The sequence below is a fragment of the Brucella ciceri genome (genome assembly GCF_041930145.1).
In the GTDB taxonomy this organism is placed as follows: domain Bacteria; phylum Pseudomonadota; class Alphaproteobacteria; order Rhizobiales; family Rhizobiaceae; genus Brucella; species Brucella intermedia.
In genome coordinates, this window is sequence record NZ_JBHEEV010000003.1 from 136215 (window position 1) to 160468 (window position 24254).

Here is a 24254-nt window from a genome sequence, read left to right on the forward strand (position 1 = left end):
CGAAGCGGTTTTGCGTCGGATAATGCGTGAAAACAGAAGGATAGATCGGAGAGGGAGGGAGACGATCCGATATGGCCGCAGCAGGAAAACGAGCAACCATTCATGATGTGGCACGCCTTGCCGGTGTGTCGATCAAGACAGTTTCGCGCGTCTATAATGACGAACCGAATGTGCGCGAGGCCATCCGCGAAAAGGTCCGGCAGGCCGGAAGCGAGTTGCGATACCGCCCCAATGCCGCCGCCCGCAACCTTGTCGAACGCCGGTCTCACCTGATCGGTCTTTTCTTCGAAAATCCGAGCGCCAGCTACGTCACCGAATTGCAGATGGGCGCGCTGGAACGGCTGCGCGACACGCGATACCGCCTGCTGATCTTTCCCGTCGAAAATCGGGATGATATTCGCGGCGCGCTGATCGAAACGGCGCACGCCTCCGGCCTCGACGGCATCATCGTGACGCCGCCCATGTCGGACGATCCTGAAATCCTCGCCGAACTGACGGCATCGGCAATGCCGTTTGCGCGGGTGGCGGGCGATGTGAATGTCCATCCGACCGACAGCGTCACGATTGATGACGGGGCTGCCGCCTTCGATCTCATGGAATATCTTCTGAAACTCGGCCACCGCCGGATCGCCATCGTCATTGGCGATCCAACCCATCGTTCGGCGGAACTGCGCCTGGCGGGCTATCGGCGCGCGCTGGAGCAGGCGGGGATCGGGCGTAACCCGGATTACGAGGTGCAGGGTGGTTTCAGTTTCACAAGCGGCCTTGCTGCCGGAAAGAAATTGCTTTCGCTCGATGAGCCGCCGACGGCGGTGTTTGCGTCAAACGACGATATGGCGGCTGCCGTCATGCAGGTCGCCTATGACCATAATCTTGCGATACCCGACCAGCTGACGGTGGTGGGCTTCGATGACAGCGCTATCGCCAGCATGGTCTCGCCGCAGATCACCACTGTCCGCCAGCCGATTTTCGAGATGACGCGCGACGCGGCGGACATGCTCTTGAAACAGATCGAAACCGGCCATTTGTCGGCTTCGCGGCAGATTGATTATAAACTCGTCATTCGCCAGTCGTCCGGCAAGGCGCCGGTATAGACCTGTCTAACTCTGTTCGGGATGCGGGGGGAAGAAGCGCTCGCGGGCGAAATTGCTGCCGAAGATCATGTCATATTGCAGCATCTGATAATCGCGCAGCAGCGGCGGGAAGGGCGGCCGTTGTTGCCAGCCCTCTTCGGCATTCTCCGACCGGTCAAACACTGCATGATTGTCAACGACCCGGTAGCGCTCGTGCAACTGGCGCAGGAAGCCGGTGTAATAGGGGTGCTGCATCCCGGCCATGTCCAGAATGTGCAGCGGCAGGAAGGCGGGGCTGATCGTGCCCGTTCCCCGTTCGGCCCCACGCTTGTTTGACCAGAGAACCAGCGGGGTTTCGTGCTGCAGCATCATATCTTCGGCAGATGCGGTGCGGCTTGCAACCCGGTTTGCCATGAAGCCGGTCTCGACATAGACGGGGCCGAGTGGCGGCAGATGGTCGCCGAAGAAGACGAGAATGGTTTCGCGGTCACGCTTGGATGCCCACTCCATCAGCCTTGCAAGGCTTGCATCGGCATCCATCGCTCCTTGCGAATAGGAACGGATCGACTGGCGGGTATGCTCGCTGGCGTCGGTCTGCACCTCGAGTTTGGAATCTGGATAGCGGTTGGCCTCATATGGGCCATGTCCCTGAAGAGAAACGGCGAAGAAGAAGAACGGCGCATCCATGGAATCGGCTTCGCGGATGATTTCATCGGTCAAGGCAGCGTCGGACGCCAGCGCACCGCGCTTTTCCAGCGGCGGCATGTTTTCCTCTGACATGAACCGGTCGAAGCCCATGCTTTCATAGACGGGACCACGGTTCCAGAACCATTGGCGATAGGGATGGATGGCCCGCGTGGCGTAACCCTGATCCTTGAAAAAGCTTGCAAGCGAGGGAAGCGGGCGACGGATATATTGCTGGTACGGAATGCTGCCCGAAGGCAGGAACGCCTTGGAAAACCCGGTCAATGCTTCAAACTCGACATTGGCCGTCATGCCGCCGAATTCCGGCGAGAAGACATGGCCGGACTGTTCCGCACGCACTGTCGGGATCGGATCGGCGCTGAAGGCCACGCCGGGAAGGCGCGTCGGATCCCAGAAGGATTCGCTCATCACCATGATGACGTCCGGCTTGCGGCTGTCGAATGCGGCAGGGATGAGCTGCGCGGGCGGTTCGATGGCGGCAATCGCCTCCGGGGAATAACCTTCCGGCGCGAAGACGGTTGCCATCGGCACATTCAGGATGAAAGCCATGGTGAAGCCGTTATGCGCGTAATTTTCCTTCTGGTCCCACATGATGGGCAGAATGCGCAGACGGTCCCGGGCCAGCGAAAAACTCGCATAATCAGAAATGACCGCGAACCAGGCGAGCAGCGGCAGCGCGAAGGCAAGACGCAGCATCCGCCCCTTCCACGGGATCGGGTCGAAACGCCGCCACCAGAACAGCGTCACGGTGATCATCAAGGCTGCCGAGGCGATGAGCAGCAGGGCTATGCCCACCGCGCTCCATGGCCGGTCGCGCACCAGCAGCGGCAGAAGATCCACGATCTGACGGGCATAGAGAAAATCGCTCGGGTAGAGCGGATCGCCGAGATAAAGGCTTTTTTCACGGGCGGTCGTGGCGGCAATCAGCGCCAGCGGCCCGACGACGATGAAGCCATAATGGATGCGCCCGAAAATGGCGTCGCTTGCGGTGAGCACGACGACGAAAAGCGCCACGGTCGTCCATGCGGGCTTGTGCGGTGTGCGGAAGAACTGCATCGTATCGGTGAACGAGCCGCGCACGATCCATTCGATGGCGAAAACCAGCAGGGTCGAAAGCACCATGGAAGCAAGCGCAATGGCGGCCAGACGCAGCGGCCAGGCAATACGGGCAGGCCCGAAAATCGCGGCATCGCTCCAGCGACGCGCTGCGGTATTTTCCATCACACCCGGCATGTTTTTACTCACCAACTCCGAGACTTCACAAAAATCCTGTCACATTTCTGTCATGGAAATGTCAACTCACGTTTGGGCCACGCTTGGGCCGCGAGTGATACGCACCGTGATCTGAACGGATGATGAATGGAGCATGTCTCCCGAAAGCGGAAAGCGGTTTCGGGTCGAAGACATGCGAAAAAACAAACAGATAGGGAATATGAAATGAAGACAGGGCCGGAATCATCCGGCCCTGTCGGTGGCGACATGGGAGACTGGATTACGAAAAGACGTCTTCCAGCCCCTTGGTCAGTTCCAGCGCCTGACGCTCGAACAGGCGGCGGTAGATGCCTTCCGGCTTGCGGATAAGCGCATCATGGTCGCCTTCTTCGAGGATCTTGCCCTTGTCGAAGACCAGCAGCCGGTCAAGCGCCCGAACCGTCGAAAGCCGGTGTGCGATGACAAGCGTCGTGCGGCCCACCATCAGCCGTTCCATCGCCTGCTGGATCAGCACCTCCGATTCCGAATCGAGGCTCGACGTCGCCTCGTCCAGAATGAGGATCGGTGCATTTGCCAGAAACGCACGGGCAATGGCGACACGCTGGCGCTCACCACCCGAAAGCTTCACACCGCGTTCACCGACAAGCGTTGCATAGCCTTTCGGCAGGCGGCTGATGAAGTCGTGCGCGCTCGCAAGCTTCGCAGCTTCCTCGATCTCGGCCTGCGTCGCACCGGGGCGGGCATAGGCGATGTTCTCGGCCAGCGTCCGGTGAAACAGGATCGGCTCCTGCTGCACGATGGCGATCTGCGATCGGAGCGATGCCTGTGTGACATCGGCAATGTTCTGCCCGTCAATGCGGATAGCGCCGCCGCTGACATCGTAAAGCCGCTGGATCAGCTTGACGAAGGTCGTCTTGCCCGAACCCGAATGACCGACCAGACCGACGCGCTCGCCAGCCTCGATCTTGACCGAGAAGTCGCGATAGAGGGCGGATTCGTGACTGCCATAATGGAAGGTGACGTGATCGAAAGTGATCTCGCCATTTCCAATTTTGATGGCCGGAGCACCCGGCTTGTCGGCAATACCGTAAGGCTGCGCCTCGATATCGACCAGTTCCTCCATGTCGTTGACCGAGCGCTGCAGGTTGCGGATATGCATGCCCACATCGCGCAGATAGCCCTGCAACATGAAGAAGGCGGTCAGGACGAAGGTGATATCGCCCGCCGTTGCCTTGCCCTGGCTCCACAGATAGAGCGCAAAGGCAATGACGACGCCGCGCATCACCAGAAGGTTCGCACCCTGGATGAAACCGTTCAGCGTACCGATCAGCCATGTGCGGCGTGTGCGGCCGCGCCACTTGGTGACGACCTTGGCAAGACGCATATCCTCGCGGCTTTCCGCACCGAACGCCTTCACAACCGCATTGCACGAAATGGCATCGGCCAAAGCGCCGCCCATGCGCGTGTCCCAGCTATTGGCAAGTGTTGCCGCAGGGGCGACGAAGCCGAGCGAGATCACGATGGTGCAGACGATGAACAGCACCGAACCGATGGCAACCAGCAGGCCCATCAGCGGCCAGTACCACGATAGAAGTGCGACCGAGCCGAGCAGCATCAGGACCGATGGCAGCAGGGCCACGATCAGCGTATCGTTGAGCAGGTCGAGCGCCCACATGGCCCGCGAGACCTTGCGCACGGTCGATCCGGCAAAGGCATTGGCATGCCAGTCGGTCGAGAACCGCTGCAGCCTGCGGAACGAGCTGGCTGCCATGTCGCTCATGATCTTCAAGGTGAAGTCGGTGATGACATAGAAGGTCAGCTGGCGCGTGATCAGCGCCAATGCACCCAGCGCAAGCAGGACGATCAGCGCATGAATGGCCGCATCCCATGCGCCGTCATTGCCCAATGAAAGCGCGTCGACCAGCCGCCCGGAATAGAGCGGGGTCAGAACATCTGCGGCTGTTGCGAGCAGCATGCCGATTATCATCAGCGTCAGCCGCACGGGCTGACTTCGCCAGTGGCCGAAAGTGTAGCCGAGGACGTTGCGGAAAGCAGGTCCCCGGAAATTGATGCGAAACCGAGTCATATCTACAATACCAGGCCGCGTTCGGGCGGATTCTGGTTCCTTTAAAAGCATTTTCAGCAAAAGTGCGAAGCGGTTCAGCGTCGGACGATGCGTGAAAACAAAGACAAAACAAGCAGCCGGTGAGGGCTGCGGCAAATTTGGAAGTTTTGGAATGTGCCCCTTTAGGGAGGGCGTTCAGGCCTCAGCCTGCATCGCGGGCCAAGGACTTAAAGCTTGGAAGCGCCCGCGCGAACACTGGGCACCATCGGGAATGGGTAATAGACACGCATCTCATACCTCTTGCCAGTGTTGCGGATAGGTGCACAATAAATGAGCAAAAATATTTGCCAAGGCGAAAAATGACAATTTTTCCAACTGGTCATTGACTGTGACAAATTTGCAAGGCGGGCCTTTCAAGGCCTTGGCCCGGGGCTTATTTTCACTTTTTGCGTTACAGGACGGCTCCGGTCTTGCAATTCCGCCGCTCATGGGTGAAGGGTCGTTCTGAGATATATCAGAGCCGTGCGGCGCACAGGGAGAGTTCATGACGGTACATCAAAATCTGATCGCGGGCGAATGGGTCGGCGGCGACGGGATCGCCAACATCAATCCTTCGGACACCAATGATGTCGTTGGAACCTATGCGCGCGCAACGGCTGAAGACACCAAGGCAGCCATTGCCGCCGCGAAAGCCGCTTTCCCGGCATGGTCGCGTTCCGGCATTCTGGAGCGCCATGCGATCCTGCGTAAAACCGCAGACGAGATTCTGGCGCGCAAGGACGAGCTTGGCCGTCTTCTGTCGCGTGAGGAAGGCAAGACGCTGGCCGAGGGCATCGGCGAAACCATCCGCGCCAGCCAGATTTTCGATTTCTTCGCCGGCGAAGCCCTGCGTCTGGCAGGCGAAGTTCTGCCTTCTGCGCGCCCGGGCATCGGCGTCGAAATCACCCGCGAACCTGTCGGCGTCGTCGGCATCATCACGCCGTGGAACTTCCCGATCGCCATTCCGGCATGGAAGATTGCGCCGGCGCTCTGCTATGGCAACACGATCGTCTTCAAGCCGGCTGACCTCGTGCCGGGCTGTTCCTGGGCGATTGTCGATATCCTGCATCGCGCCGGTCTTCCGAAGGGCGTGCTCAATCTCGTCATGGGCAAGGGTTCCGTGGTCGGCCAGACCATTCTGGACAGCGCCGACGTCAATGCCGTCACCTTCACCGGTTCCACCGGCACGGGCAAGCGCGTTGCGGCTGCATCCATCGAGCACAATCGTCGCTTCCAGCTCGAAATGGGCGGCAAGAACCCGGTCGTGGTTCTCGATGACGCCGATCTCAATGTGGCTGTGGAATCGGTCGTCAATTCCGCCTTCTTCTCTACCGGCCAGCGCTGCACGGCTTCCTCGCGCATCATCGTCACGGAAGGCATCCACGACAAGTTCGTTGCCGCCGCCATTGAAAAGCTGAAGACCGTTGTGGTCGACAATGCGCTGAAGCAGGGCACCCATATCGGCCCGGTGGTCGATGAAAGCCAGCTCAAGCAGGACATGGACTATATCGAGATCGGCCGCAAGGAAGGCGCGAAGCTTGCCTTTGGCGGCGAACGCCTCAACCGCGAAACGCCGGGCTTCTATCTCCAGCCCGCGCTGTTCACGGAAGCCACCAACCAGATGCGCATCAGCCGCGAGGAAATCTTCGGCCCGGTCGCTTCCGTCATCCGCGTCAAGGATTATGAAGAAGCGCTTGCCACCGCCAACGATACGAATTTCGGCCTGTCGTCGGGCATCTGCACGACGAGCCTGAAGCACGCCACGCATTTCAAGCGCAATTCGGAAGCGGGCATGGTGATGGTCAATCTGCCGACCGCGGGCGTCGATTTCCATGTGCCGTTCGGCGGGCGCAAGGGTTCGAGCTACGGTCCGCGCGAGCAGGGCCGCTACGCCGCCGAGTTCTACACGACGGTGAAGACGGCCTATACGCTGGCCTGATGGCAGTTTGAACAAACATGAAAACCGGCGATTTCCCGCCGGTTTTTTTATGCGGCTTTTCGCGGCCAGGCGGCAAGTTTGCGGGCGAAATGCGACACCGTGCCGTGCAGCAGCATGGTGAAAGCCGCCAGAACGAACAGGCAGGCGAACATCAGGTCCACCTTGGCGCGTCCATTGGCGAGCAGCATCAGATAGCCGAGCCCCTTGGATGCCCCCACCCATTCGCCCACTACGGCGCCGATGGGGGCATAGACCGCAGCGAGGCTCAGGCCCGACGCCAGCGAAGGAAAGGCGGAGGGGATGCGGATGCGAAACAGGATCGCCATGCGCCCGGCCCCCAGGATTTCCGCCGCGTCGATCAGGCTGCTGTCAGTGCGCCGCATACCATCGAAGAAGGTCGAAACGACGGGAAAGAAGATCATCAGCACCGTGACCGCAATCTTCGATGCAGGGCCATAGCCGAGCCACAAGGTCAGGATGGGGGCGAGCGCGAAGATCGGGATCGCCTGGCTGAACACCATGGCGGGCATGACGAGGCGCTGCGCCAGCGGTGACATCATCAGGCAGATGGCGGTCGCAATGCCGACCGCACTGCCAAGGGCAAGACCGCCCAGCACTTCGCCGATGGTGGCGATGGCGTTCTCGGCAATCAGCCCGGCATTGCCGATCAGCGCCTGCACAACATCAAGCGGACCCGGCAGGATGAAGCGCGGCATCTGGCCGATGCTCACCACCGCCTGCCAGATGGCGAGCGCCACCGCTGCCGATAGCAGACCATCGGCAGCGCGTTTCATTCGGCTTCGGTTCGAGAGCGCTTCGGTCACTATCCGGCCTTCAACCCCATCGACCAGAACTCCGCTTCGAGCCTGCTTGCGGTGGCAAATATCTGGCAGAGCCTTGGCCAGCGCGGGCTTTTCTCGAAGTCATCGCCGATGCGGTCCCTCGCGGCCTGATCGAACAGCTTGCCCACCGTGTGGCACATGTCCTGATAATCAGGCCCCGCATAGGTATCGATCCACTCCTGATAGGGCGTGCCGGGGCGGGCCGTCACAGCGAGATTGAGGCCGATCTCGCCATAGCCATGCGCGCAGGGCACGAGCGCGGTCAGCAGGTCGAGGAAATCGCCCGCCTGTCCGCAATCGAGCACATAGCGCGTGTAGGCGAGGTTTTCCGGCTCTTCCTTCGTGGCGTAAAGCGCGTCCTCGCTGATGCCTTCGCGGCCGCAGATGCCGACATGAAGCGGCAGCTCCGTCACCGTCAGCCGATGCATGATCTGGGCGCAGAGCCGGGTTTCCTGCAATGTATTCGCCTTGACCACACCGAGCGCGAAAGCGCGGGCATAGTGATGCAGATAGACATAATCCTGACGCAGATAATGCAGGAAGGCCGCCTTGGGTAACGTGCCATCGCCAAGGCCCCGCACGAATTCATGCTCGATATAGGGCTTCCAGTCATCAAGCGTCGCTGCGCGAAGGCGCGTGAACAGTTCGGATGAATAATGCGGCTGCGGCTGGCTCATGACTTGCTCCCTTCGGCATTGACGTCGATGGCGAATTTTTCGACCGGCAGGATGGAGGGCACCAGATTGTGCTCCTTGAGATAAGCCTCATAGCGACGCCAGCGGCCGGTATCGAGGCTGGCAGGTGCGCGTGAAAAGCGCGCGACGGTGTCTTTCCAGGCGCGCTGGTTCAATTCGTCCTTGAGTTCGGTGCTGTAGGACGAGAACAGCTCGAAACCCTTGTCCGGGTGATTGACGATATATTGCGCGGCCTTCTCGGTGGCCGACAGGAAGCGGGAAATCTTGTCCTTTTCCGCCGCGTCGAGCCCGGTCGTGGCTGCGACATAGACCAGCTCGTCATAAACCGGCACGCCTTCTTCCTCGACGAAGAAGCATTTGCCCGGCACGCCTTCGACGGCCATCTGGTTCAGTTCGACATTGCGATAGGCACCCATCACCGCATCGACTTGCTTCGACATCAGCGACGGCGCAAGCGAGAAATTCACATTGATGAGCTCGACGTCGGAAAGCTTCACGCCATGCTGTCCGAGAATGGTGCCGAGGAGCGTTTCCTCCACGCCCGCGACCGAATAGCCGATCTTCTTGCCCTTGAGATCGGCAATGGAATTCACCGAGCCGTCGTCGCGGGCCATCAGGCAGTTGAGCGGCGAGTCGATCAATGTGCCGACACGGACGAGCGGCAGCCCCTCATGGACCTGAAGATGCACCTGCTGCTGATAGGAGACGGCGAGATCGGCCTGCCCCGCCGCGACCATCTTGGTCGGGGTCGAGGCATCGGCAGGGGCGACGATTTCCACGTCCAGCCCCGCATCCTTGAAGTAGCCGAGCTTGTCGGCAACGATGATCGGGCCATGATCGGGGTTCACATACCAGTCGAGAATGAGCTTCAGCTTGTCATCGGCGTGAGCCGAAGTGGCAGTGGTGAGGGCGAGGCCGAACAGGGCGGCAAAGGCAGTCTTTTTCATAGGGTTTGCTCCAGAGCATGGCCTGCATAAGCGCGCGTGGTTTCGATCCATTGGCGCAGGCGGCTTTCAGGGTCGGCATTGAGTGTGATGTCGGTGACGACGGAAACGATGTCGGCGCCTGCTTCGAAAACGCCCGGCGCGCGCTCCACGCTCATACCGCCGATGCCCACCAGCGGAATGTCGCCGATGCGCGCCTTCCATTGGCCGAGGCGAGGCAGGCCCTGCTCGTGCCATTTCATCTTTTTCAGGATGGTCGGATAGACGGGGCCAAGCGCGATATAGTCAGGCTTCAACGACAAGGCGCGGTCCAGCTCCGCCTCGTCATGGCTTGAAACGCCGAGCTTTAGGCCACCGGCGCGAATGGCATCGAGATCGGCATCGTCGAGGTCTTCCTGTCCGAGATGGATGAAGTCGCAGCCTTCCTCCAGCGCCAGTTTCCAATAGTCGTTGACGATCAGCTGGCAGTCATGGGCAAGGCATATCTCCCGGGCGGCGCGGATTTCACCGCGCAGTTCCGGTTCGCTCTTGTCCTTGACGCGCAACTGCACCAGCCTGACGCCAAGCGGCACCATGCGCTCCAGCCATCTGGCGCTGTCGAAGATCGGGTAGAACGGATCGAGGGCCATTACAAAAATGCCTTTCCGAGAAGAGGGGTGGATGGTGCGGCCATGTCGCGGGCTTCGATGGCGTCCGCCTCGAAGGCGAGCCGACCGGCTTCAACGGCAAGCGCGAAACCGCGTGCCATGACGACCGGATCGCCAGCCTTGGCGACGGCGGTGTTGATGAGCACGGCGTCATAGCCCAACTCCATTGCTGCCGCTGCATGGGAAGGCACGCCGATGCCTGCATCGACGACAAGCGGAATGTCGGGGAAATGCGCCCGCATGGTTTTGAGCGCATAAGGATTGTTCAGGCCGCGGCCCGAGCCGATGGGCGCGCCCCACGGCATCAGCACTTTGCAACCGGCTTCGAGAAGCTTTTCCGCGACGACCAGATCGTCATTCATATAGGGAAAGACCTCGAAACCGTCGTCGCATAGCGCGCGCGCCGCTTCCACAAGGCCGAACGGGTCGGGCTGCAATGTGTCATGGTCGCCGATGACTTCGAGCTTGATCCAGTTGGTGCCGAAGATTTCCCGCGCCATTTTTGCCGTGGTGACAGCTTCGCGGGCCGTGTGACAGCCCGCCGTGTTCGGCAGAACCTGCACGCCCAGTTCCCGGATCAGCGCCCAGAAATCCTGTCCGGCGCGGGCCTCGCCGCTTTCACGCCTGAGCGACACGGTGACGATACCGCTTTGCGAGGCGCGCACCGCATCGGCCAATATGGCCGGTGACGGATATAGCGCCGTGCCCAGCAGCAGGCGGCTTTCAAACTTCTTGCCATAAAATTCCAGCATCTCAGCCTCCCTGCATCGGGGCCAGAACTTCGATGCGGTCGCCAGCCGACAGGATCGCGGCTTCGCGCTCGTCGCTGGCCACGAATTCGCCGTTGAGCGCCGTTGCGACAACCGCTTCATCCAGTTCGATTTCGATGAGCAGCGCCGCCAAATTGGCGGCTGTCGTGGTGACGACTTCACCGTTCAGCACGATTGTCATGCATAGTCCTCCACAAATTCGGGCCTGGTTTCGGGTGCGGTCGCAGCGGCGACCGCCATGCGCGCCATCGCCGGCGAGAGCAGGAAGCCGTGGCGGTAAAGCCCGTTGACATAGATGGTTTTGCCGCGCCGTCTGACGCGAGGCAGGTTGTCCGGAAAGGCCGGGCGCGCATCGACCCCGGTTTCGAGAATTTCCGCCTCGCCGAAGGCCGGATGCAGGGCATAGGCGGCACTCAGGAGTTCCAGAGTGGAGCGCACGCTGATCCCGGACCGCTCGCCGCTTTCGATCATGGTCGCGCCGATCATGTGCACGCCGTCGCCGCGCGGCACGATGTAAAGCGGAATGCGCGGATGCAGGAGCCGCACGGGCCGCGAAAGATTGATGTCGCGGGATCGGACAACCAGCATTTCCCCCTTGACGCCGCGCAGGTCGGGCAGCGCATCCCGTGCGGCAAGGCCCCGGGCATCGACCACGATATCCGCGTCGATTGTCCCTGCGTCCGCTTCCGTACCGAGATGGAAGACGACACCTTTTCGTTGCAGGTTTCCGGCCAGCTCGATCAATGTTCTGCGCGGGTCGAGATGCCCTTCACGCGCGAAGAACAGACCCTGCCGGAAACGTCCGGCCAGATCGGGTTCCAGCGCATCAATGCGTGCTTGATCGATTGTGTCGAAGGCTTCCGTCCGGCGGACGAAGCGACGCAACTCGCTGGCATCGCGCGTGTGCGACAGGACGAGCGTGCCTTCACGCTTGACTCCGGAGACGTGCTTTTCCCACCAGCCGAGTGCTTCCTGCCCAAGCCGCACGACGGGTTCTTCGGCGCTTTCGCCCTCGCACCATGGCGCCAGCATGCCGCCCGCAAGCCACGAACAGCAATCGGCGCCGATCTGCGGGCTGCGGGCAATGACTGTCACAGCATGGCCCTGATCGGTGAACTCGGCGGCGGTGGCAAGACCGGCCACACCCGCTCCGATAATGGTGACGCGCATCAGGCAATCTCCTCGGTCCGGGTTTTCCAGAGGCCGTGGAAATGATGCACCGGCCCGTGGCCATGTCCGATCTTCAGGCTGTCGGCGGCGCGGATTGCCGCTTGCAGATAGGCATGCGCGCTCAGCACCGCCTTTTCCAGCGGCAGGTTCCGGGCCAGTTCCGCGGCAATGGCCGAAGAGAGCGTGCAGCCTGTGCCATGGGTGTTGGCGGTCAGGATACGCAGTGCTTCGACACGGAGCGTCGGCTGGTCCCGGCGAACCAGCAGATCGACGCAGGTTTCGCCTTCCGCATGTCCGCCCTTCATCAAGACGGCCTTTGCGCCAAGTTCCAGCAGCGCGCGCCCCTGCGCCTCAGCTTCGGCGTCGTCGCGCGCCACTCCGGCGTCGAGCAGGCAGGCTGCTTCGGGCCGGTTGGGTGTCAGCAAGGTGGCGAGCGGCACCAGCCTCTCGCGCAGCAATGCAATGGCGTTTTCACTCAGGAGCGCGGCGCCCGACTTTGCCACCATGACCGGATCGAGAACGATGGGGCCGGAAAAATGGGCAAGGCCGCGCGCGATGGCCTCGATGGTTTCGGGCACGGAGACCATGCCGATCTTCACCGCCGCCACGTCGAGATCGCTGAAAACGGCGTCGATCTGTCCTGCAACGATGGCGGGCGGGATGTCGTGCACGGCGCTGACCGTGCGGGTGTTCTGCACGGTCACCGCGGCGATGACGCTTGCGCCATAGACACCGAGTGCAGAAAATGTCTTGAGGTCGGCCTGAATGCCAGCGCCGCCGCTACTGTCGGAACCGGCGATCGTGACGCATATCGGCACGGATCGCGACGGGTCGCTCGTTGATTTGGTTCGGGAGAAACTGTTCTGTTGGTCCATCATATCGTCTCTCATTCCGAACGGAAGATGAGACGTCATGAACCTGGTCGGAGCCGAGACTCCATTTGGGGTGTTGCCCCGTCCGCGACGCGCCAAACTCCGTTCCCTACGCAGGTATTACCCGGATCAGGTTCAATGGGTTGGCGCGAGAACGCACCTCTCAGCCTTTTGTGTCGCAATACCGGACGGAAAACCGCTTGGCACTTTTCCTGATATTGCTTCGAAGGCACCCCAACGAATTTTTGCGCCTATAGGCATAGGCCGGAAGTTGAAGACGGTCAAGCGATGGAAAAAGTCTGATTTTAAAGAAATTCCTTAAATCGACCCCCAATTTGTATATGGTTTATTAAAATTCTCGGCTTTAATCTATGCTCGGGGTGCATCTGAATCGGGTTGCTCATAGTGCTAACAAACGAGACGGGCCGCTCGTGGAGTGGAGCCGTATAATCCTGTAGGATCAGTAGGATGAGGGGAATGCGATGAGGAAGCGGGGGGGCGCTTCGGCTTCGGCGGAAGGTACGATGGCGCGCACGTCCGAACAGGACTTCCGCATCCTTTTTACGACGCATCCGACACCCATGTGGGTTTATGACCCGGAAACGCTGCGTTTCATCGTGATGAATGACGCCGCATACCGGCTTTATGGTTATACAGCCGACGAAATCCCGGCCATGACCGTGCTCGATATTCGCCCGCAAACCGAGCGGGACCGGATGCTTGCCGCCATTCGTGATCGCAGCGACCTTGAGCGCCCGGAGCGCTGGCAGCATCTGCGCGCCAATGGTGAAACCATTGATGTTCTGACTTACGGACGTCAGGTGCTGTTCGACGGCAAGGAAGCCATTCTCGCCATCGTTCAGGACAGGACGGAAGTGACGGAGGCCAATCGTCAGGCAAGTCACGCGCAGACCTTGCTGGACAGCCTCGTCAACAACTTGCCGCTTGGTGTGTTCGTCAAGGACATGCAGGATAATGGTCGTTACGTGCTCTTCAATCAGGCGGCATCCGTGGCGAGCGGACAGCCGATAGAAGAAGCCCTCGGCGCTACCGACCTCGATCTTTTCCCAAAGCGCGAGGCAGCCGTCATTCTCGAGCAGGACCGCATGGCGATGCGGCGCCGGGACGTGCTGAGCGTCGAACGGAAGGTCGAGCGCAAGGACGGAACCTCGCGCACGATGCGGATCATAAGATGCTCCATTCCGCCGGTCGAAGGCGACGAGCCTCGCTATTTGATCGGCCTTCTCGAGGATGTGACCGAGCGGCGCGAAATCGAGGAGCGCATGGCGCATATCGCCATGCACGACAGCCTGACCGGCCTGCCGAACCGGGCCTATTTCGCCCATCACGTCGAGAGCCTGCTGAAGAAGGGCGGCGATTCCGAGCCTTTCGCATTGTTCTATCTCGATATCGATCATTTCAAGAACATCAACGACAGTATCGGCCATCAGGCGGGCGACCAGCTTCTGCAGGAAGTCGCGCGCCGGCTGAAACAGATTACGACCCCGGACGAATTCATCGCGCGGCTGGGCGGCGATGAGTTTGCAATCGTCTATCGCAGCGGCACGCTGGGGCAGATCGCGATGTTCGCCGACCGCGTGCTTTCGGCTTTTCAGGACTCGTTCAAACTGGTCGGCAATTCGGAATTTGTAACGTGCAGCATGGGCATTTCCCAGGCGCCGCTGCATGGCGACAATCCCGATGCGTTGATGCGCAACGCCGATCTGGCACTTTACGCGTCAAAATCCGGTGGACGCCGCACATTCCGTTTTTATCAGCATTCCCTGCGTCTGGCGGCCGAGAAGCGTCACGTCATGACCGGGGAGCTTCGGCAGGCATTGCTGGATGAACAGTTCGAGCTTCACTACCAGCCGATCTTCAACCTTGAAAGCGGCAGGATTTCCGGCTTTGAGGCACTGATCCGCTGGCGTCATCCCGAGCGCGGCATGGTTTCTCCGGCCGAGTTCATTCCCCTGGCGGAAGAAACCGGGCTGATCGGGCCGATTGGCGACTGGGTCTTGAGGGCGGCCTGCCGGGAAGCTGTCCTCTGGCCGGAGGATATCAAGGTTTCCGTCAATCTCTCGCCGGTCCAGTTCAGCCAGACGACGCTCCTGCAATCGGTTACCGATGCGCTTGAAGCGGCGCGGCTTTCGCCAGACAGGCTCGAGCTTGAAATCACGGAATCGGTCTTCCTCTCGAACAGCAAGAACAATATCGAGCTGCTGTTCGAGCTTCGGCGGCTGGGTGTCCGTATTGCGATGGACGATTTTGGAACCGGCTATTCGTCGCTCAGCTATCTGCGTTCCTTCCCGTTCGACAAGATCAAGATCGACCGCAGTTTCGTTTCGGGCATCGAGGTCGATACGCGTGACCTCGCCATCATTCAGGCCGTGGCGACGCTTGGCGCCGGTTTCAATATTGTCACCACGGCAGAAGGCGTGGAAACCGCACAGCAGCTTGAACGCTTGAAGTCGGAACGGTTTGGCGAGGTTCAGGGTTTCCTCACCGGTCGGCCAATGCCTGCGGGCGACGTGCACTCCTTTATCCAGAATCGCAGCAATGCCGGGCTGGGGCTGGTCGCGGCGCATAATACCTTGCCGATCTAGAAACATCTCCCGAAAGGGTGGGGAGCCGCATTCGCGACAAACGCAATATCCATATGGAACTTGTGTCGAAAAGGCTTGACCTTCCAACGGTGGGAAGGACTATTTAAGGAGCAACTCTCGAATTATGCCCTTCCCGGGCGGTGAAAGGGATTGCCATGAACAAGCCTGTAAATCACGAAACCATCAGCTTTCCTGTCCCTGTCGAAGGGATGAGTTGCGCTTCATGCGTGTCGTCCGTGGAAAAAGCTGTCGCCAAGGTTCCTGGCGTCGACAAGGTGTCCGTCAATCTCGCAACTGAACGCGCCGACGTGACTTTCAAAGGCGCGCCGGATTTGCCGTCGGTGATCGATGCCATTCGCAAGGCGGGTTATGAAGTGCCAGCCGCCAGCATCGATCTGGCCATCGAGGGCATGAGCTGCGCGTCCTGCGTCAGCAAGGTCGAGAAGGCTTTGAACGGCGTGCCGGGCGTGACCCGCGCCAGCGTCAACCTTGCAACGGAGCGGGCGCATGTCGATCTGGCCGGGCAGGTGTCGGTCAACGAGCTTGTCAAGGCCGTTGAAGCTGCCGGCTATGAGGCGCGGTCGCTTGATGACGGGCAAGGCAGCGACAGGCAGGAAACCCAGTCCGAAAAGCGGGATGCGGAAGCGGCAGAGCTGAAGAAAAGCGTCATCCTTGCCGCCCTTCTGACATTGCCCGTCTTCGTGCTGGAAATGGGGTCGCATCTCATCCCTGCGGTTCATATGTTCGTCATGGACCGCATCGGCATGCAGAACAGCTGGTATCTGCAACTCGTGCTCACGACGCTGGTCCTGTTTGGCCCCGGTTTGCGCTTTTTCAGGAAGGGAATCCCGACGCTCCTGCGCGGCACGCCGGATATGAATTCGCTCGTGGTGGTGGGTACGCTCGCGGCCTGGGGCTTCTCCGTCGTCGCGACCTTTTTCCCGGCGGTGCTGCCTGAAGGCACGGTAAACATTTATTTTGAAGCCGCCGCCGTCATCGTCACGCTGATCCTGATCGGGCGTTTTCTGGAAGCGCGCGCCAAGGGGCGCACCAGTGCGGCTATCAGCCGGCTGGTTGGCTTGCAGGCGAAATCGGCGCGTGTGGTGCGTGACGGCGAAACGGTCGATGTGCCGCTCGAAGATGTGCGCGCAGGCGATGTCGTACAGGTTCGTCCCGGCGAGAAAGTGCCGGTCGATGGCGAAGTGATCGAAGGTTCGTCCTATGTCGATGAATCGATGATCACCGGCGAGCCTGTGCCCGTCGCCAAGGAAAAAGGCGCGGAAGTGGTGGGCGGCACGATCAACAAGACCGGCGCCTTCACCTTCCGCGCCACCAAGGTTGGCCGCGACATGGTGATTTCGCAGATCATCCGCATGGTCGAGGACGCGCAGGCCGACAAGCTGCCCATTCAGGCCATGGTCGACAAGGTGACGGGCTGGTTCGTCCCCTCGGTTATGGTCGCCGCCGCCCTGACCTTCGCCCTGTGGCTGGCGATTGGCGGCACGGGCATGCTGGGTTACGCGCTGGTGAACGCCATTGCGGTTCTCATCATTGCCTGCCCGTGCGCCATGGGCCTCGCCACACCGACATCGATCATGGTTGGCACCGGTCGCGCAGCCGAGTTCGGCGTCCTGTTCCGCCGTGGTGATGCCTTGCAGACCTTGCGCGACGCTTCCGTAATCGCCGTCGACAAGACTGGCACGCTGACGCAAGGTAAACCCGCACTCGCGCATTTCGCAACGGTCGAGGGCTTCGACAGGGACGAGCTTCTGGCGCTTGTGGCAGCGGTGGAAGCCCGCTCCGAACACCCGATCGCCGACGCGATTGTGGAAGCCGCGAAGGCGAAGGGATTGAAGCTCGCGGACGTATCGGCTTTTGAAGCAGTCCCCGGTTTCGGCTTGAAGGCGCAGGTTTCCGGCCATGAGGTGGCCATCGGTGCCGACCGTTACATGGCGAAGCTTGGGGCTGATGTTGCTGCCTTTGCCGATGATGCGAAGCGCCTCGGCGATGAAGGACAGTCCCCGCTCTATGCGGCCATTGACGGCAAGCTGGCGGCGATCCTCACCGTCGCCGATCCGATGAAGGAAACCACGCCAGCGGCGATTGCCGCCCTTCACGAGCAGGGGCTGAAGGTCGCGATGATCACCGGCGACAATCGCCGCACGGCTGAGGCCATCGCCAAACGTCTGGGCATTGATGAAGTGGTTGCGGAAGTGCTGCCGGACGGCAAGGTCGAGGCGCTGAAACGCCTTTCGGCGGGCGGCAAGCGGATCGCCTTTGTCGGCGATGGCATCAACGACGCGCCCGCACTCGCCGCTGCCGATGTCGGTATCGCCATTGGCACCGGAACGGATATCGCGATTGAAAGTGCTGACGTGGTGCTGATGTCGGGGGATCTGCGCGGCGTGGTCAATGCCATCGCCATATCGAAGGCGACGATCCGCAATATCGGCGAGAACCTGTTCTGGGCCTTCGCCTATAACGTTGCACTGATCCCCGTCGCGGCGGGTGTTCTCTATCCCTTCACCGGCACGCTGTTGTCGCCGGTTCTGGCGGCAGGCGCCATGGCTTTCTCGAGCATTTTTGTCCTGAGCAACGCCTTGCGGCTCAAGGCCTTCAAAAGCCCGATAGAGGCGTGAACAAGAAAGGCGCGGTATTGACCGCGCCTTTGTTTTAGTGGGTGCCTACAGCCTTGCCGTATGTCCGCACAACATTGCGGACGGCTTCTACCATCAAGGCATGCGGCGTTGCTTCGACCGCTCCAGCCGCGACTGCCGGATAGAGCGTGCCGAGATATTGGCTGATCAGTGTTTCCGGTATCTTGCGGCCTTCCAGACGCTTCAAAAGCGCGTCCACGGCAGCCGTCGCCACCGGATGCGGCCAGTAATAGCGAATGCGGTCGCTATAGGAGAAATGGCGCTGCAGACGCAGTTCCTCGCCATCGCCGTGGTAATATTTTTCCCAGTTCTTCGGCTCGGCCAGAAGCAACGCTTCCATCTTGCCGCGCAGGGTTTCCTCTTCCGGCAGCTTGTCAAGGAAAGCCGCAATCTGGTCGAGGCCATAGAGCGCCTCGCGCAGCGCGAAAGTCAGGCCCGGCCCGACTTTCAAAATGGCGAAACCGTCGTGAACCAGATCGGAAAGCGCTTCCACCGGCTGATAGTCGGTCGAATGGGCTTCGAACACGAATTGCGGCATTTCGCCGAGAACGCCGCTCAGCGCCGTCGCCTTCTCGCTATTGTAGAACACGACATTCTCGTTGCCGAACTCGACACCCGGCTGCACCACGACGCCGATGGCGCGGGCAAAGGCATCGTCCAGTCCGAGTGCTGCGAAAGCCTTGCGGTGAATGGCGACGGTTTCGACCGCCGCGTCCGGCCTGGTCAGTTCCAGCTCTTCGATTTCTTCCATCGCGCCGCCGGGGATCGGCACTTCGGTGCCGATGATGTAGACCGGCAGATCGTAGCCGGCTTCACGGGCGGCAGTTTCCGAAACTTTTGCAAGCCGCGCCGCGCGCTCGGCGGTCACGGCATCGGGCAGGGCGACCGGCTCGCCCGCGCAGCCCATCGACGTGTCGAGATGGATCTTGGTAAAGCCCGCGCGCACGAAAGCGTCGATCATGACGTCCGACTTCGCAAGGGCTTCCTCGGCGGGCAGGTGCTTCCACGGGTTGGGACCAAGATGGTCGCCGCCCAGAATGAGCCGCCTGGTGTCGAAGCCGACGCGGGTGGCGATTTCTTCCACAAAACGGCGGAAGTCGGCAGGCGTCATGCCGGTATAGCCGCCATCCTGATTGACCTGATTGCAGGTGGCCTCGATCAGCACATCCGTGCCGGTCGCCACGCCTTCGAGCAGGGCTGCTTCGATCACCAGAGGATGCGCAGAGCAGATCGACGTGATGCCGCCACGAACCCCGCTGGCGTAACGTGCGGGAAGTGCGCTCAGAACTTTCGTGCTGCTCATGCTGGAACTCCGTATTTCTGAAGGAAGGCATCGATTTCAGCCATGGTCGAGGTGCCCTCCATCGGCCCCTTGACGCCAACGGCGCGCGCGCCGGTGGCATTGGCGATGACGAGAGCGTCCTTCGGTGCCATGTCGCGCAGCCAGCAGGTGACGAATGCCGCGCCAAAACTGTCGCCCGCGCCGGTCGGGTCGATTTCATCGACCTTGAACGCTGGCGCGAAAACCTCGCCGGACTGGTCGAAATAGCTGGCGCCTTCCGCGCCGCGCTTGATGACGACGGCCTTGATGCCGCGCGCCAGCAGTTCTTCCACGGCGGCCTTTTCCTCGGTCGCTCTGGTGAAGAGGAAAATTTCCGGGCCGCTCGGCATGAACAGGTCGGTATTCTCCAACGCATGGGCCAATGCCTGGCGCATTCCGGGCAATTCCAGCATTTCCTTGCGGATATTCGGGTCGAAGGACACGGTGCCGCCCTTCGCCTTGATGCGGATCGTCGCCTCGTGGATCGCCGAGACAATGCCTTCGGAGAAGAGCGCCGAACCCATGATATGCAGGTGATCGGCGGTCTCGATCAGCCTTTCGGCTTCCGGTGTCAGGCCGATGGCGCTGCATGCGCTGTGCTTGATATTGAAGATGAAATCGCGATTGCCGTCCGGGCGATAGCGCACGAAGGCGCTGCCGGTCGCCGCTGTCGGATGCACGCCGATGGCCGAAACATCCACGCCGTCTCTTTGCAGGCGCTCGACATTGAGCGCGCCGAAATCGTCATTGCCGACCGCGCTGACCATGCCGCATGGCTGGCCCATCCGGGCGGCCTGATCGATGAAGATCGCGGGCGCGCCGGAAGCGAACGGGCCGATCAATGGGATGGCGGACTTGAAACCGTTACCGGTTTCCACGGCCATGATTTCGACGACGATCTCGCCGATGGTGATGATCTTCTTCATATGGGGCACCGCGATTACGTGCGCATGGATTTCGAGCGCACGTCGAGCCAGACGGCGACCAGAATGACCACGCCCTTGACGATGAGCTGATAGAAATAGGGCACGGACAGCATGTTCATGCCGTTGTTGATGACGCCGATGATGAGCGCGCCAAGAATGGTTCCGACCATGGTGCCGACGCCGCCGGCAAGCGAGGTGCCGCCAAGCACGACCGCGGCAATGGCGTCGAGTTCGTAACCCATGCCCGCATTGGTCTGCGCCGAGGACAGGCGCGACGAAAGCAGGATGCCGCTGATCGCCGCCATGACGCCGGAAAGCATGAAGACGATGATCTTGATGCGGTCGACGCGGATACCGGAATAGATCGCTGCTTCCTTGTTGCCACCCGACAGATAGATGCGGCGACCGAAGACCGTCTTCGACAGGAGGATATAGTTGAAGATGAACAGGACGCCGACGATCCAGATGATGATCGGCAGGCCGAGCCAGCTTTCCGAACCGATGGCAAGCCATGCATCATTGTCGATGATTTCGGGCGCGCCATTGGTCGGCAGGCTGACCATGCCGCGATAGATGCCCATGGTCGCGACCGTGACGATGAAGGATGGCAGCATCAGCTTTGCCGAAAGCACACCGTTCAGCCCGCCCATGATGGCACCCGCCGCAAGGGTGAAAACGACCGTCGGCACGAAGCCGAAGCCCATGGCGAAGGCCTGTGCCGCCACCATGCCGGATACGGCGATGATCGAACCGATGGAAAGATCGATTTCACCGAGCAGGATCACATAGGTCATGCCATAGGCGGCGACGGCGATCACCGCCACCTGCTGCATGATGTTCATGAAATTGTTAAAGGCGAGAAAGCGCGGATTGAGCACCGCGAAGACCACGCAGAGCACGGCCAGCGAGATGATGATGCCGCCATATTGGCGCACCAGCGGGGAGCTGAAAAGCGAACGGCGGACTTCGGCGTCCACGGCTTTCTTCTGAATATCTGCGTTGCTCATTGATGCATTCCTGCTGCGTAGCTCATGACGGTTTCCGGCGTAAGGCCATCGGCATCGACGATGGCGGCGACATGCCTGTTGTGCATGACGGCCACGCGGTCGCTGAGGCCCAGCACTTCCGGCAGTTCGGAGGAAACCATCAGGATCGCCGCGCCATTGGCGGCAAGTTCACGGATGATGCGGTAGATTTCGAATTTCGCGCCGACATCGACGCCGCGTGTCGGCTCATCGAGAATGAGAATGCGCGGCTTTGTCTGGAGCCATTTTGCCAGCACGATCTTCTGCTGGTTGCCGCCGCTGAGCGATCCGGCAACCGTATCCAGCGAAGCTGTCTTGATGGCAAGCCGCAGCACTTCCGCCCTGGCGGCAGAACGCTCCGCACTGGAACGCATGAGCCCGAGCGGGCCTGCCAGCTGGCCGAGCCCGACCATGTTGATGTTGCGTTCCACGCTGTGCGGAAGAACGAGGCCTTCTTCCTTGCGGTTTTCGGTCACGAAAGCAATGCCGTTGCGAATGGCGTCGGAAGGCGAGGAGAGGGCAACAGGCTTTCCGTCGAGGCGGATTTCACCCGTTGGCCGCAGCATCCCGAACAGCGCCTTCATGACGTCGGAACGGCCGGAGCCGACCAGTCCGAAAAGGCCCAGAACCTCACCGGGCTTCACACCGATGGAAACATCGTGAAACTTGCCCGCGACCGAAAGGTTCTTCGTTTCTAGGATGGGCGCCACGCTCGCCGATGGTCTTGGCGCGACGCGCGGCGGATAGATGTCGTTCATCTCACGGCCGACCATGAGGGCGATCAGCCGCTCGATGGTGGTCTCGCTCTTTTCGGTGGTCGTGACATATTCGCCGTCGCGCACGACCGTAATATCGTCGGAAAGCCGCATGATTTCTTCCATGCGGTGCGAGATGTAGATGACGGCGGTGCCGCGTGCTTTCAGGCGCTCGATGATCGAGAACAGGATTTCCGCTTCGCTGTCGGAAAGCGACGAGGTCGGCTCGTCCAGAATGACGACGTCTGCGGGCTGGCTGAGGCCCTTGGCGATTTCAACGAGCTGGCGCTGGGCAATCGACAGGTCGCCGACCTTCGCGCGCGCATCGACCGGCAGGCCAAGCTCATGGATAAGCTTTTCGGCGGCGGCGTTCAGCTCGCGCTCCCGGATGAAGCCGAAGCGGCTTGGCTCGTGATTGGCGAAGATGTTTTCGGCGACGCTGAGATTGCGCGACAGGCTCAGTTCCTGAAAGACGATGGCAATGCCGTTTGCGCGGGCATCGCGCGGGTCTTTCGGCGCATAAGACGCGCCTTTGAGCTGTATCGTTCCTGAAGTCGGCTTGAACACGCCGGCGAGGATCTTCATCAGCGTGGATTTGCCGGCGCCGTTCTCACCGAGCAACGTATGGACGCGGCCGCGACGAACGGTCAGGTTCATACGCTTCAGCGCGACCACCGGGCCGAAGGATTTTGCCACATCGCGAATCTCGAGAACGGTGTCCGAAACGGCTTTTCGTTCGGATTTGGCGGCTGTCACAGTATCTGTCACTCTTGGGGCCTCCATTCTCCGTTGTCAGTCTATCGGCGGAACTTCGCTCGAACGAAATCCGCGATCAAAAGGGATGCGGCGGCGGCAGGCGCGTGGTGTTCGCCGGGCCGCCGCACGCAGAATGGAAACAGCGACTGGGAGGAGCGTCGCTGTTTCACGCGGTGTTACTTGGTTTCGCCGTCCTTGGTGACGACACCCGGAACGATCGGCTGCTTGGCCGGAACTTCCTCACCCTTGATGACCTTGGCAGCGGTTTCAACCGCAACCTTGCCCATCTGGTCGGGATACTGGGCAATGACGCCAACCATGACCGGGTCGTTCTTCACGGCGTTGCGGGCTTCTTCCATGCCGTCGAAACCGATGACCTTGACCTGGCTTTCAAGCTTGGCCGACTTCACCGCCGAGGCAGCGGCCAGTGCGGCGTCGTCGCCGAAGCCGAAGATGCCGACGATATCCGGGTTGGCCTGCAGGATGTTCTGAGCAGCCGAAAGGGCTTCCGGACGGGTGATGCCCGGCTGGATCGCAACGATCTTGATGTCCGGATATTTGGCGATGCCCTTCTTGAAGCCTTCGATGCGATCGACGACCGACTGGACCGTCGGGTAATCGATAACGGCGACATTGCCCTTTTCACCGATGGACTTCGCCATCAGTTCGGCGGCCTTCTCGCCGCCTGCGAAATTGTCCGTGCCGACGAAGGAGGTCACATCGACATTGTTGGCCGGAACATCGACGGTAATGACCTTGATTCCTGCCTTCTGGGCCTTGTTGATGGCCGAGCGAACGCCCTTGCTGTCAACCGGCGAGATGACGATGACGTCGACGCCCTTGGTGATGAAATCTTCCACATCGGCGAGCTGCTTGCTCAGGTCCTGATTGGCGATGGCGATTTCCAGCGGCACATTCTCTGCCTGCGCTTCCTTCTTCATCGCGTCTGCGAGCGAGATGTAGAACGGATGCTGCTGGGTGAGAAGCGATGCGCCGATGCCTTCGGCAGATGCAGCGCCTGCCATCATGGCCAGGGCTACGCCGGAAAAGAGAATACGGCTGAGCGATTTGCGAAACATGATTTCCTCCGAATGACCGGCGCTCGCCGGGGCGTCCTTCTGTAGGGACATGAACAAGGGTTTTTCCTGCAGGTTCATCAGTTGTCGCCAACTTCAAACCTCCCGAAGGGCAGGGCCTCCAGCTCAAGAAGAGCTTCCCTAGACATGATAGAGCTT

General features: G+C 60.6%; 19 protein-coding genes and 1 riboswitch. Of the genes, 4 read left to right on the plus strand and 15 right to left on the minus strand.

The window, feature by feature from the left end; all coding sequences use genetic code 11:
• The first annotated feature begins 71 nt into the window (after positions 1–71).
• Positions 72–1094 (plus strand): LacI family DNA-binding transcriptional regulator, encoded by a 1023-nt coding sequence (locus JNC63_RS06995; protein ID WP_021586345.1) that lies wholly within the window; start codon positions 72–74, stop codon positions 1092–1094.
• A gap of 6 nt (positions 1095–1100) precedes the next feature.
• Here the strand turns inward: JNC63_RS06995 and JNC63_RS07000 are convergent, their stop codons facing one another.
• Together JNC63_RS07000 and JNC63_RS07005 are read right to left on the minus strand one after the other, a co-directional pair.
• Positions 1101–3011: an LTA synthase family protein gene (locus JNC63_RS07000; protein WP_021586344.1), complete on the minus strand. Its 1911-nt coding sequence runs from the start codon at positions 3009–3011 to the stop codon at positions 1101–1103.
• Between the two features lie 259 nt (positions 3012–3270).
• Complete coding sequence (locus tag JNC63_RS07005) at positions 3271–5076, minus strand: ABC transporter ATP-binding protein (protein ID WP_021586343.1); 1806 nt, start codon at positions 5074–5076, stop codon at positions 3271–3273.
• Positions 5077–5599: 523 nt separating this feature from the next.
• Between JNC63_RS07005 and JNC63_RS07010 the strand changes: the two genes are divergently transcribed.
• Positions 5600–7033, plus strand: a complete 1434-nt coding sequence (locus tag JNC63_RS07010) for an aldehyde dehydrogenase family protein (RefSeq protein ID WP_006465935.1) — start codon at positions 5600–5602, stop codon at positions 7031–7033.
• Positions 7034–7080: 47 nt separating this feature from the next.
• Here JNC63_RS07010 and JNC63_RS07015 read toward each other — a convergent pair whose 3' ends face one another.
• From JNC63_RS07015 to thiD, 8 genes are read right to left on the minus strand one after another with little or no spacing between them, the layout of a single operon-like run.
• On the minus strand, positions 7081–7827 hold the full coding sequence (locus tag JNC63_RS07015; RefSeq protein WP_152849740.1) for an ABC transporter permease: 747 nt from the start codon (positions 7825–7827) through the stop codon (positions 7081–7083).
• A 29-nt stretch (positions 7828–7856) separates the two neighbouring features.
• Positions 7857–8552: a thiaminase II gene (gene tenA / locus JNC63_RS07020; RefSeq protein ID WP_021586341.1), complete on the minus strand. Its 696-nt coding sequence runs from the start codon at positions 8550–8552 to the stop codon at positions 7857–7859.
• The gene (locus JNC63_RS07025) at positions 8549–9517 is read right to left on the minus strand and encodes an ABC transporter substrate-binding protein (protein ID WP_021586340.1); all 969 of its coding nucleotides are present in this window, start codon (positions 9515–9517) and stop codon (positions 8549–8551) included. The genes tenA and JNC63_RS07025 overlap by 4 nt, the downstream gene beginning before the upstream one ends.
• Positions 9514–10143, minus strand: coding sequence for a thiamine phosphate synthase (locus tag JNC63_RS07030; protein ID WP_021586339.1), 630 nt, complete (start codon positions 10141–10143; stop codon positions 9514–9516). The genes JNC63_RS07025 and JNC63_RS07030 overlap by 4 nt, the downstream gene beginning before the upstream one ends.
• Complete coding sequence (locus JNC63_RS07035) at positions 10143–10913, minus strand: thiazole synthase (protein ID WP_021586338.1); 771 nt, start codon at positions 10911–10913, stop codon at positions 10143–10145. The genes JNC63_RS07030 and JNC63_RS07035 overlap by 1 nt, the downstream gene beginning before the upstream one ends.
• A gap of 1 nt (position 10914) precedes the next feature.
• Complete coding sequence (thiS, locus tag JNC63_RS07040; protein ID WP_021586337.1) at positions 10915–11112, minus strand: sulfur carrier protein ThiS; 198 nt, start codon at positions 11110–11112, stop codon at positions 10915–10917.
• On the minus strand, positions 11109–12101 hold the full coding sequence (gene thiO / locus JNC63_RS07045) for a glycine oxidase ThiO (protein ID WP_021586336.1): 993 nt from the start codon (positions 12099–12101) through the stop codon (positions 11109–11111). The genes thiS and thiO overlap by 4 nt, the downstream gene beginning before the upstream one ends.
• Positions 12101–12976 (minus strand): bifunctional hydroxymethylpyrimidine kinase/phosphomethylpyrimidine kinase, encoded by an 876-nt coding sequence (gene thiD / locus JNC63_RS07050; protein ID WP_025089728.1) that lies wholly within the window; start codon positions 12974–12976, stop codon positions 12101–12103. Before thiD ends, thiO begins: the two co-directional genes overlap by 1 nt.
• Positions 12977–13062: 86 nt before the next feature.
• Positions 13063–13220: riboswitch (TPP riboswitch) on the minus strand.
• A gap of 235 nt (positions 13221–13455) precedes the next feature.
• Between thiD and JNC63_RS07055 the strand changes: the two genes are divergently transcribed.
• Both JNC63_RS07055 and JNC63_RS07060 read left to right on the plus strand, forming a co-directional pair.
• Positions 13456–15579 (plus strand): putative bifunctional diguanylate cyclase/phosphodiesterase, encoded by a 2124-nt coding sequence (locus JNC63_RS07055; protein ID WP_006465944.1) that lies wholly within the window; start codon positions 13456–13458, stop codon positions 15577–15579.
• Between the two features lie 155 nt (positions 15580–15734).
• Entirely contained in the window at positions 15735–18218 is a 2484-nt protein-coding gene (locus JNC63_RS07060; protein WP_021586334.1) for a heavy metal translocating P-type ATPase, read from the plus strand.
• Positions 18219–18252: 34 nt separating this feature from the next.
• Here the strand turns inward: JNC63_RS07060 and JNC63_RS07065 are convergent, their stop codons facing one another.
• The 5 genes from JNC63_RS07065 to JNC63_RS07085 all read right to left on the minus strand — a co-directional run bounded on the left by JNC63_RS07065 (position 18253) and on the right by JNC63_RS07085 (position 24098).
• Positions 18253–19539, minus strand: a complete 1287-nt coding sequence (locus JNC63_RS07065; RefSeq protein WP_021586333.1) for a D-tagatose-bisphosphate aldolase, class II, non-catalytic subunit — start codon at positions 19537–19539, stop codon at positions 18253–18255.
• Complete coding sequence (locus JNC63_RS07070) at positions 19536–20483, minus strand: tagatose kinase (RefSeq protein WP_021586332.1); 948 nt, start codon at positions 20481–20483, stop codon at positions 19536–19538. The genes JNC63_RS07065 and JNC63_RS07070 overlap by 4 nt, the downstream gene beginning before the upstream one ends.
• Positions 20484–20497: 14 nt before the next feature.
• Entirely contained in the window at positions 20498–21490 is a 993-nt protein-coding gene (locus tag JNC63_RS07075; protein WP_006465947.1) for an ABC transporter permease, read from the minus strand.
• Entirely contained in the window at positions 21487–23046 is a 1560-nt protein-coding gene (locus tag JNC63_RS07080) for a sugar ABC transporter ATP-binding protein (RefSeq protein ID WP_031346502.1), read from the minus strand. The genes JNC63_RS07075 and JNC63_RS07080 overlap by 4 nt, the downstream gene beginning before the upstream one ends.
• Positions 23047–23195: 149 nt before the next feature.
• On the minus strand, positions 23196–24098 hold the full coding sequence (locus JNC63_RS07085; RefSeq protein WP_025089726.1) for a substrate-binding domain-containing protein: 903 nt from the start codon (positions 24096–24098) through the stop codon (positions 23196–23198).
• Positions 24099–24254 lie beyond the last annotated feature (156 nt).

What these genes read in the sequence shown, in the direction of transcription:
- JNC63_RS06995 (WP_021586345.1), top strand. Translation starts at nt 72, where the DNA reads ATGGCCGCAGCAGGAAAACGAGCAACCATTCATGATGTGGCACGCCTT.
- JNC63_RS07025 (WP_021586340.1), bottom strand. Translation starts at nt 9,517, where the DNA reads ATGAAAAAGACTGCCTTTGCCGCCCTGTTCGGCCTCGCCCTCACCACT.
- JNC63_RS07005 (WP_021586343.1), bottom strand. Translation starts at nt 5,076, where the DNA reads ATGACTCGGTTTCGCATCAATTTCCGGGGACCTGCTTTCCGCAACGTC.
- thiS (WP_021586337.1), bottom strand. Translation starts at nt 11,112, where the DNA reads ATGACAATCGTGCTGAACGGTGAAGTCGTCACCACGACAGCCGCCAAT.
- tenA (WP_021586341.1), bottom strand. Translation starts at nt 8,552, where the DNA reads ATGAGCCAGCCGCAGCCGCATTATTCATCCGAACTGTTCACGCGCCTT.
- thiO (WP_021586336.1), bottom strand. Translation starts at nt 12,101, where the DNA reads ATGCGCGTCACCATTATCGGAGCGGGTGTGGCCGGTCTTGCCACCGCC.
- JNC63_RS07080 (WP_031346502.1), bottom strand. Translation starts at nt 23,046, where the DNA reads ATGGAGGCCCCAAGAGTGACAGATACTGTGACAGCCGCCAAATCCGAA.
- JNC63_RS07065 (WP_021586333.1), bottom strand. Translation starts at nt 19,539, where the DNA reads ATGAGCAGCACGAAAGTTCTGAGCGCACTTCCCGCACGTTACGCCAGC.
- JNC63_RS07030 (WP_021586339.1), bottom strand. Translation starts at nt 10,143, where the DNA reads ATGGCCCTCGATCCGTTCTACCCGATCTTCGACAGCGCCAGATGGCTG.
- thiD (WP_025089728.1), bottom strand. Translation starts at nt 12,976, where the DNA reads ATGGACCAACAGAACAGTTTCTCCCGAACCAAATCAACGAGCGACCCG.
- JNC63_RS07035 (WP_021586338.1), bottom strand. Translation starts at nt 10,913, where the DNA reads ATGCTGGAATTTTATGGCAAGAAGTTTGAAAGCCGCCTGCTGCTGGGC.
- JNC63_RS07000 (WP_021586344.1), bottom strand. Translation starts at nt 3,011, where the DNA reads ATGCCGGGTGTGATGGAAAATACCGCAGCGCGTCGCTGGAGCGATGCC.
- JNC63_RS07010 (WP_006465935.1), top strand. Translation starts at nt 5,600, where the DNA reads ATGACGGTACATCAAAATCTGATCGCGGGCGAATGGGTCGGCGGCGAC.
- JNC63_RS07070 (WP_021586332.1), bottom strand. Translation starts at nt 20,483, where the DNA reads ATGAAGAAGATCATCACCATCGGCGAGATCGTCGTCGAAATCATGGCC.
- JNC63_RS07015 (WP_152849740.1), bottom strand. Translation starts at nt 7,827, where the DNA reads ATGAAACGCGCTGCCGATGGTCTGCTATCGGCAGCGGTGGCGCTCGCC.
- JNC63_RS07055 (WP_006465944.1), top strand. Translation starts at nt 13,456, where the DNA reads ATGAGGAAGCGGGGGGGCGCTTCGGCTTCGGCGGAAGGTACGATGGCG.
- JNC63_RS07060 (WP_021586334.1), top strand. Translation starts at nt 15,735, where the DNA reads ATGAACAAGCCTGTAAATCACGAAACCATCAGCTTTCCTGTCCCTGTC.
- JNC63_RS07085 (WP_025089726.1), bottom strand. Translation starts at nt 24,098, where the DNA reads ATGTTTCGCAAATCGCTCAGCCGTATTCTCTTTTCCGGCGTAGCCCTG.
- JNC63_RS07075 (WP_006465947.1), bottom strand. Translation starts at nt 21,490, where the DNA reads ATGAGCAACGCAGATATTCAGAAGAAAGCCGTGGACGCCGAAGTCCGC.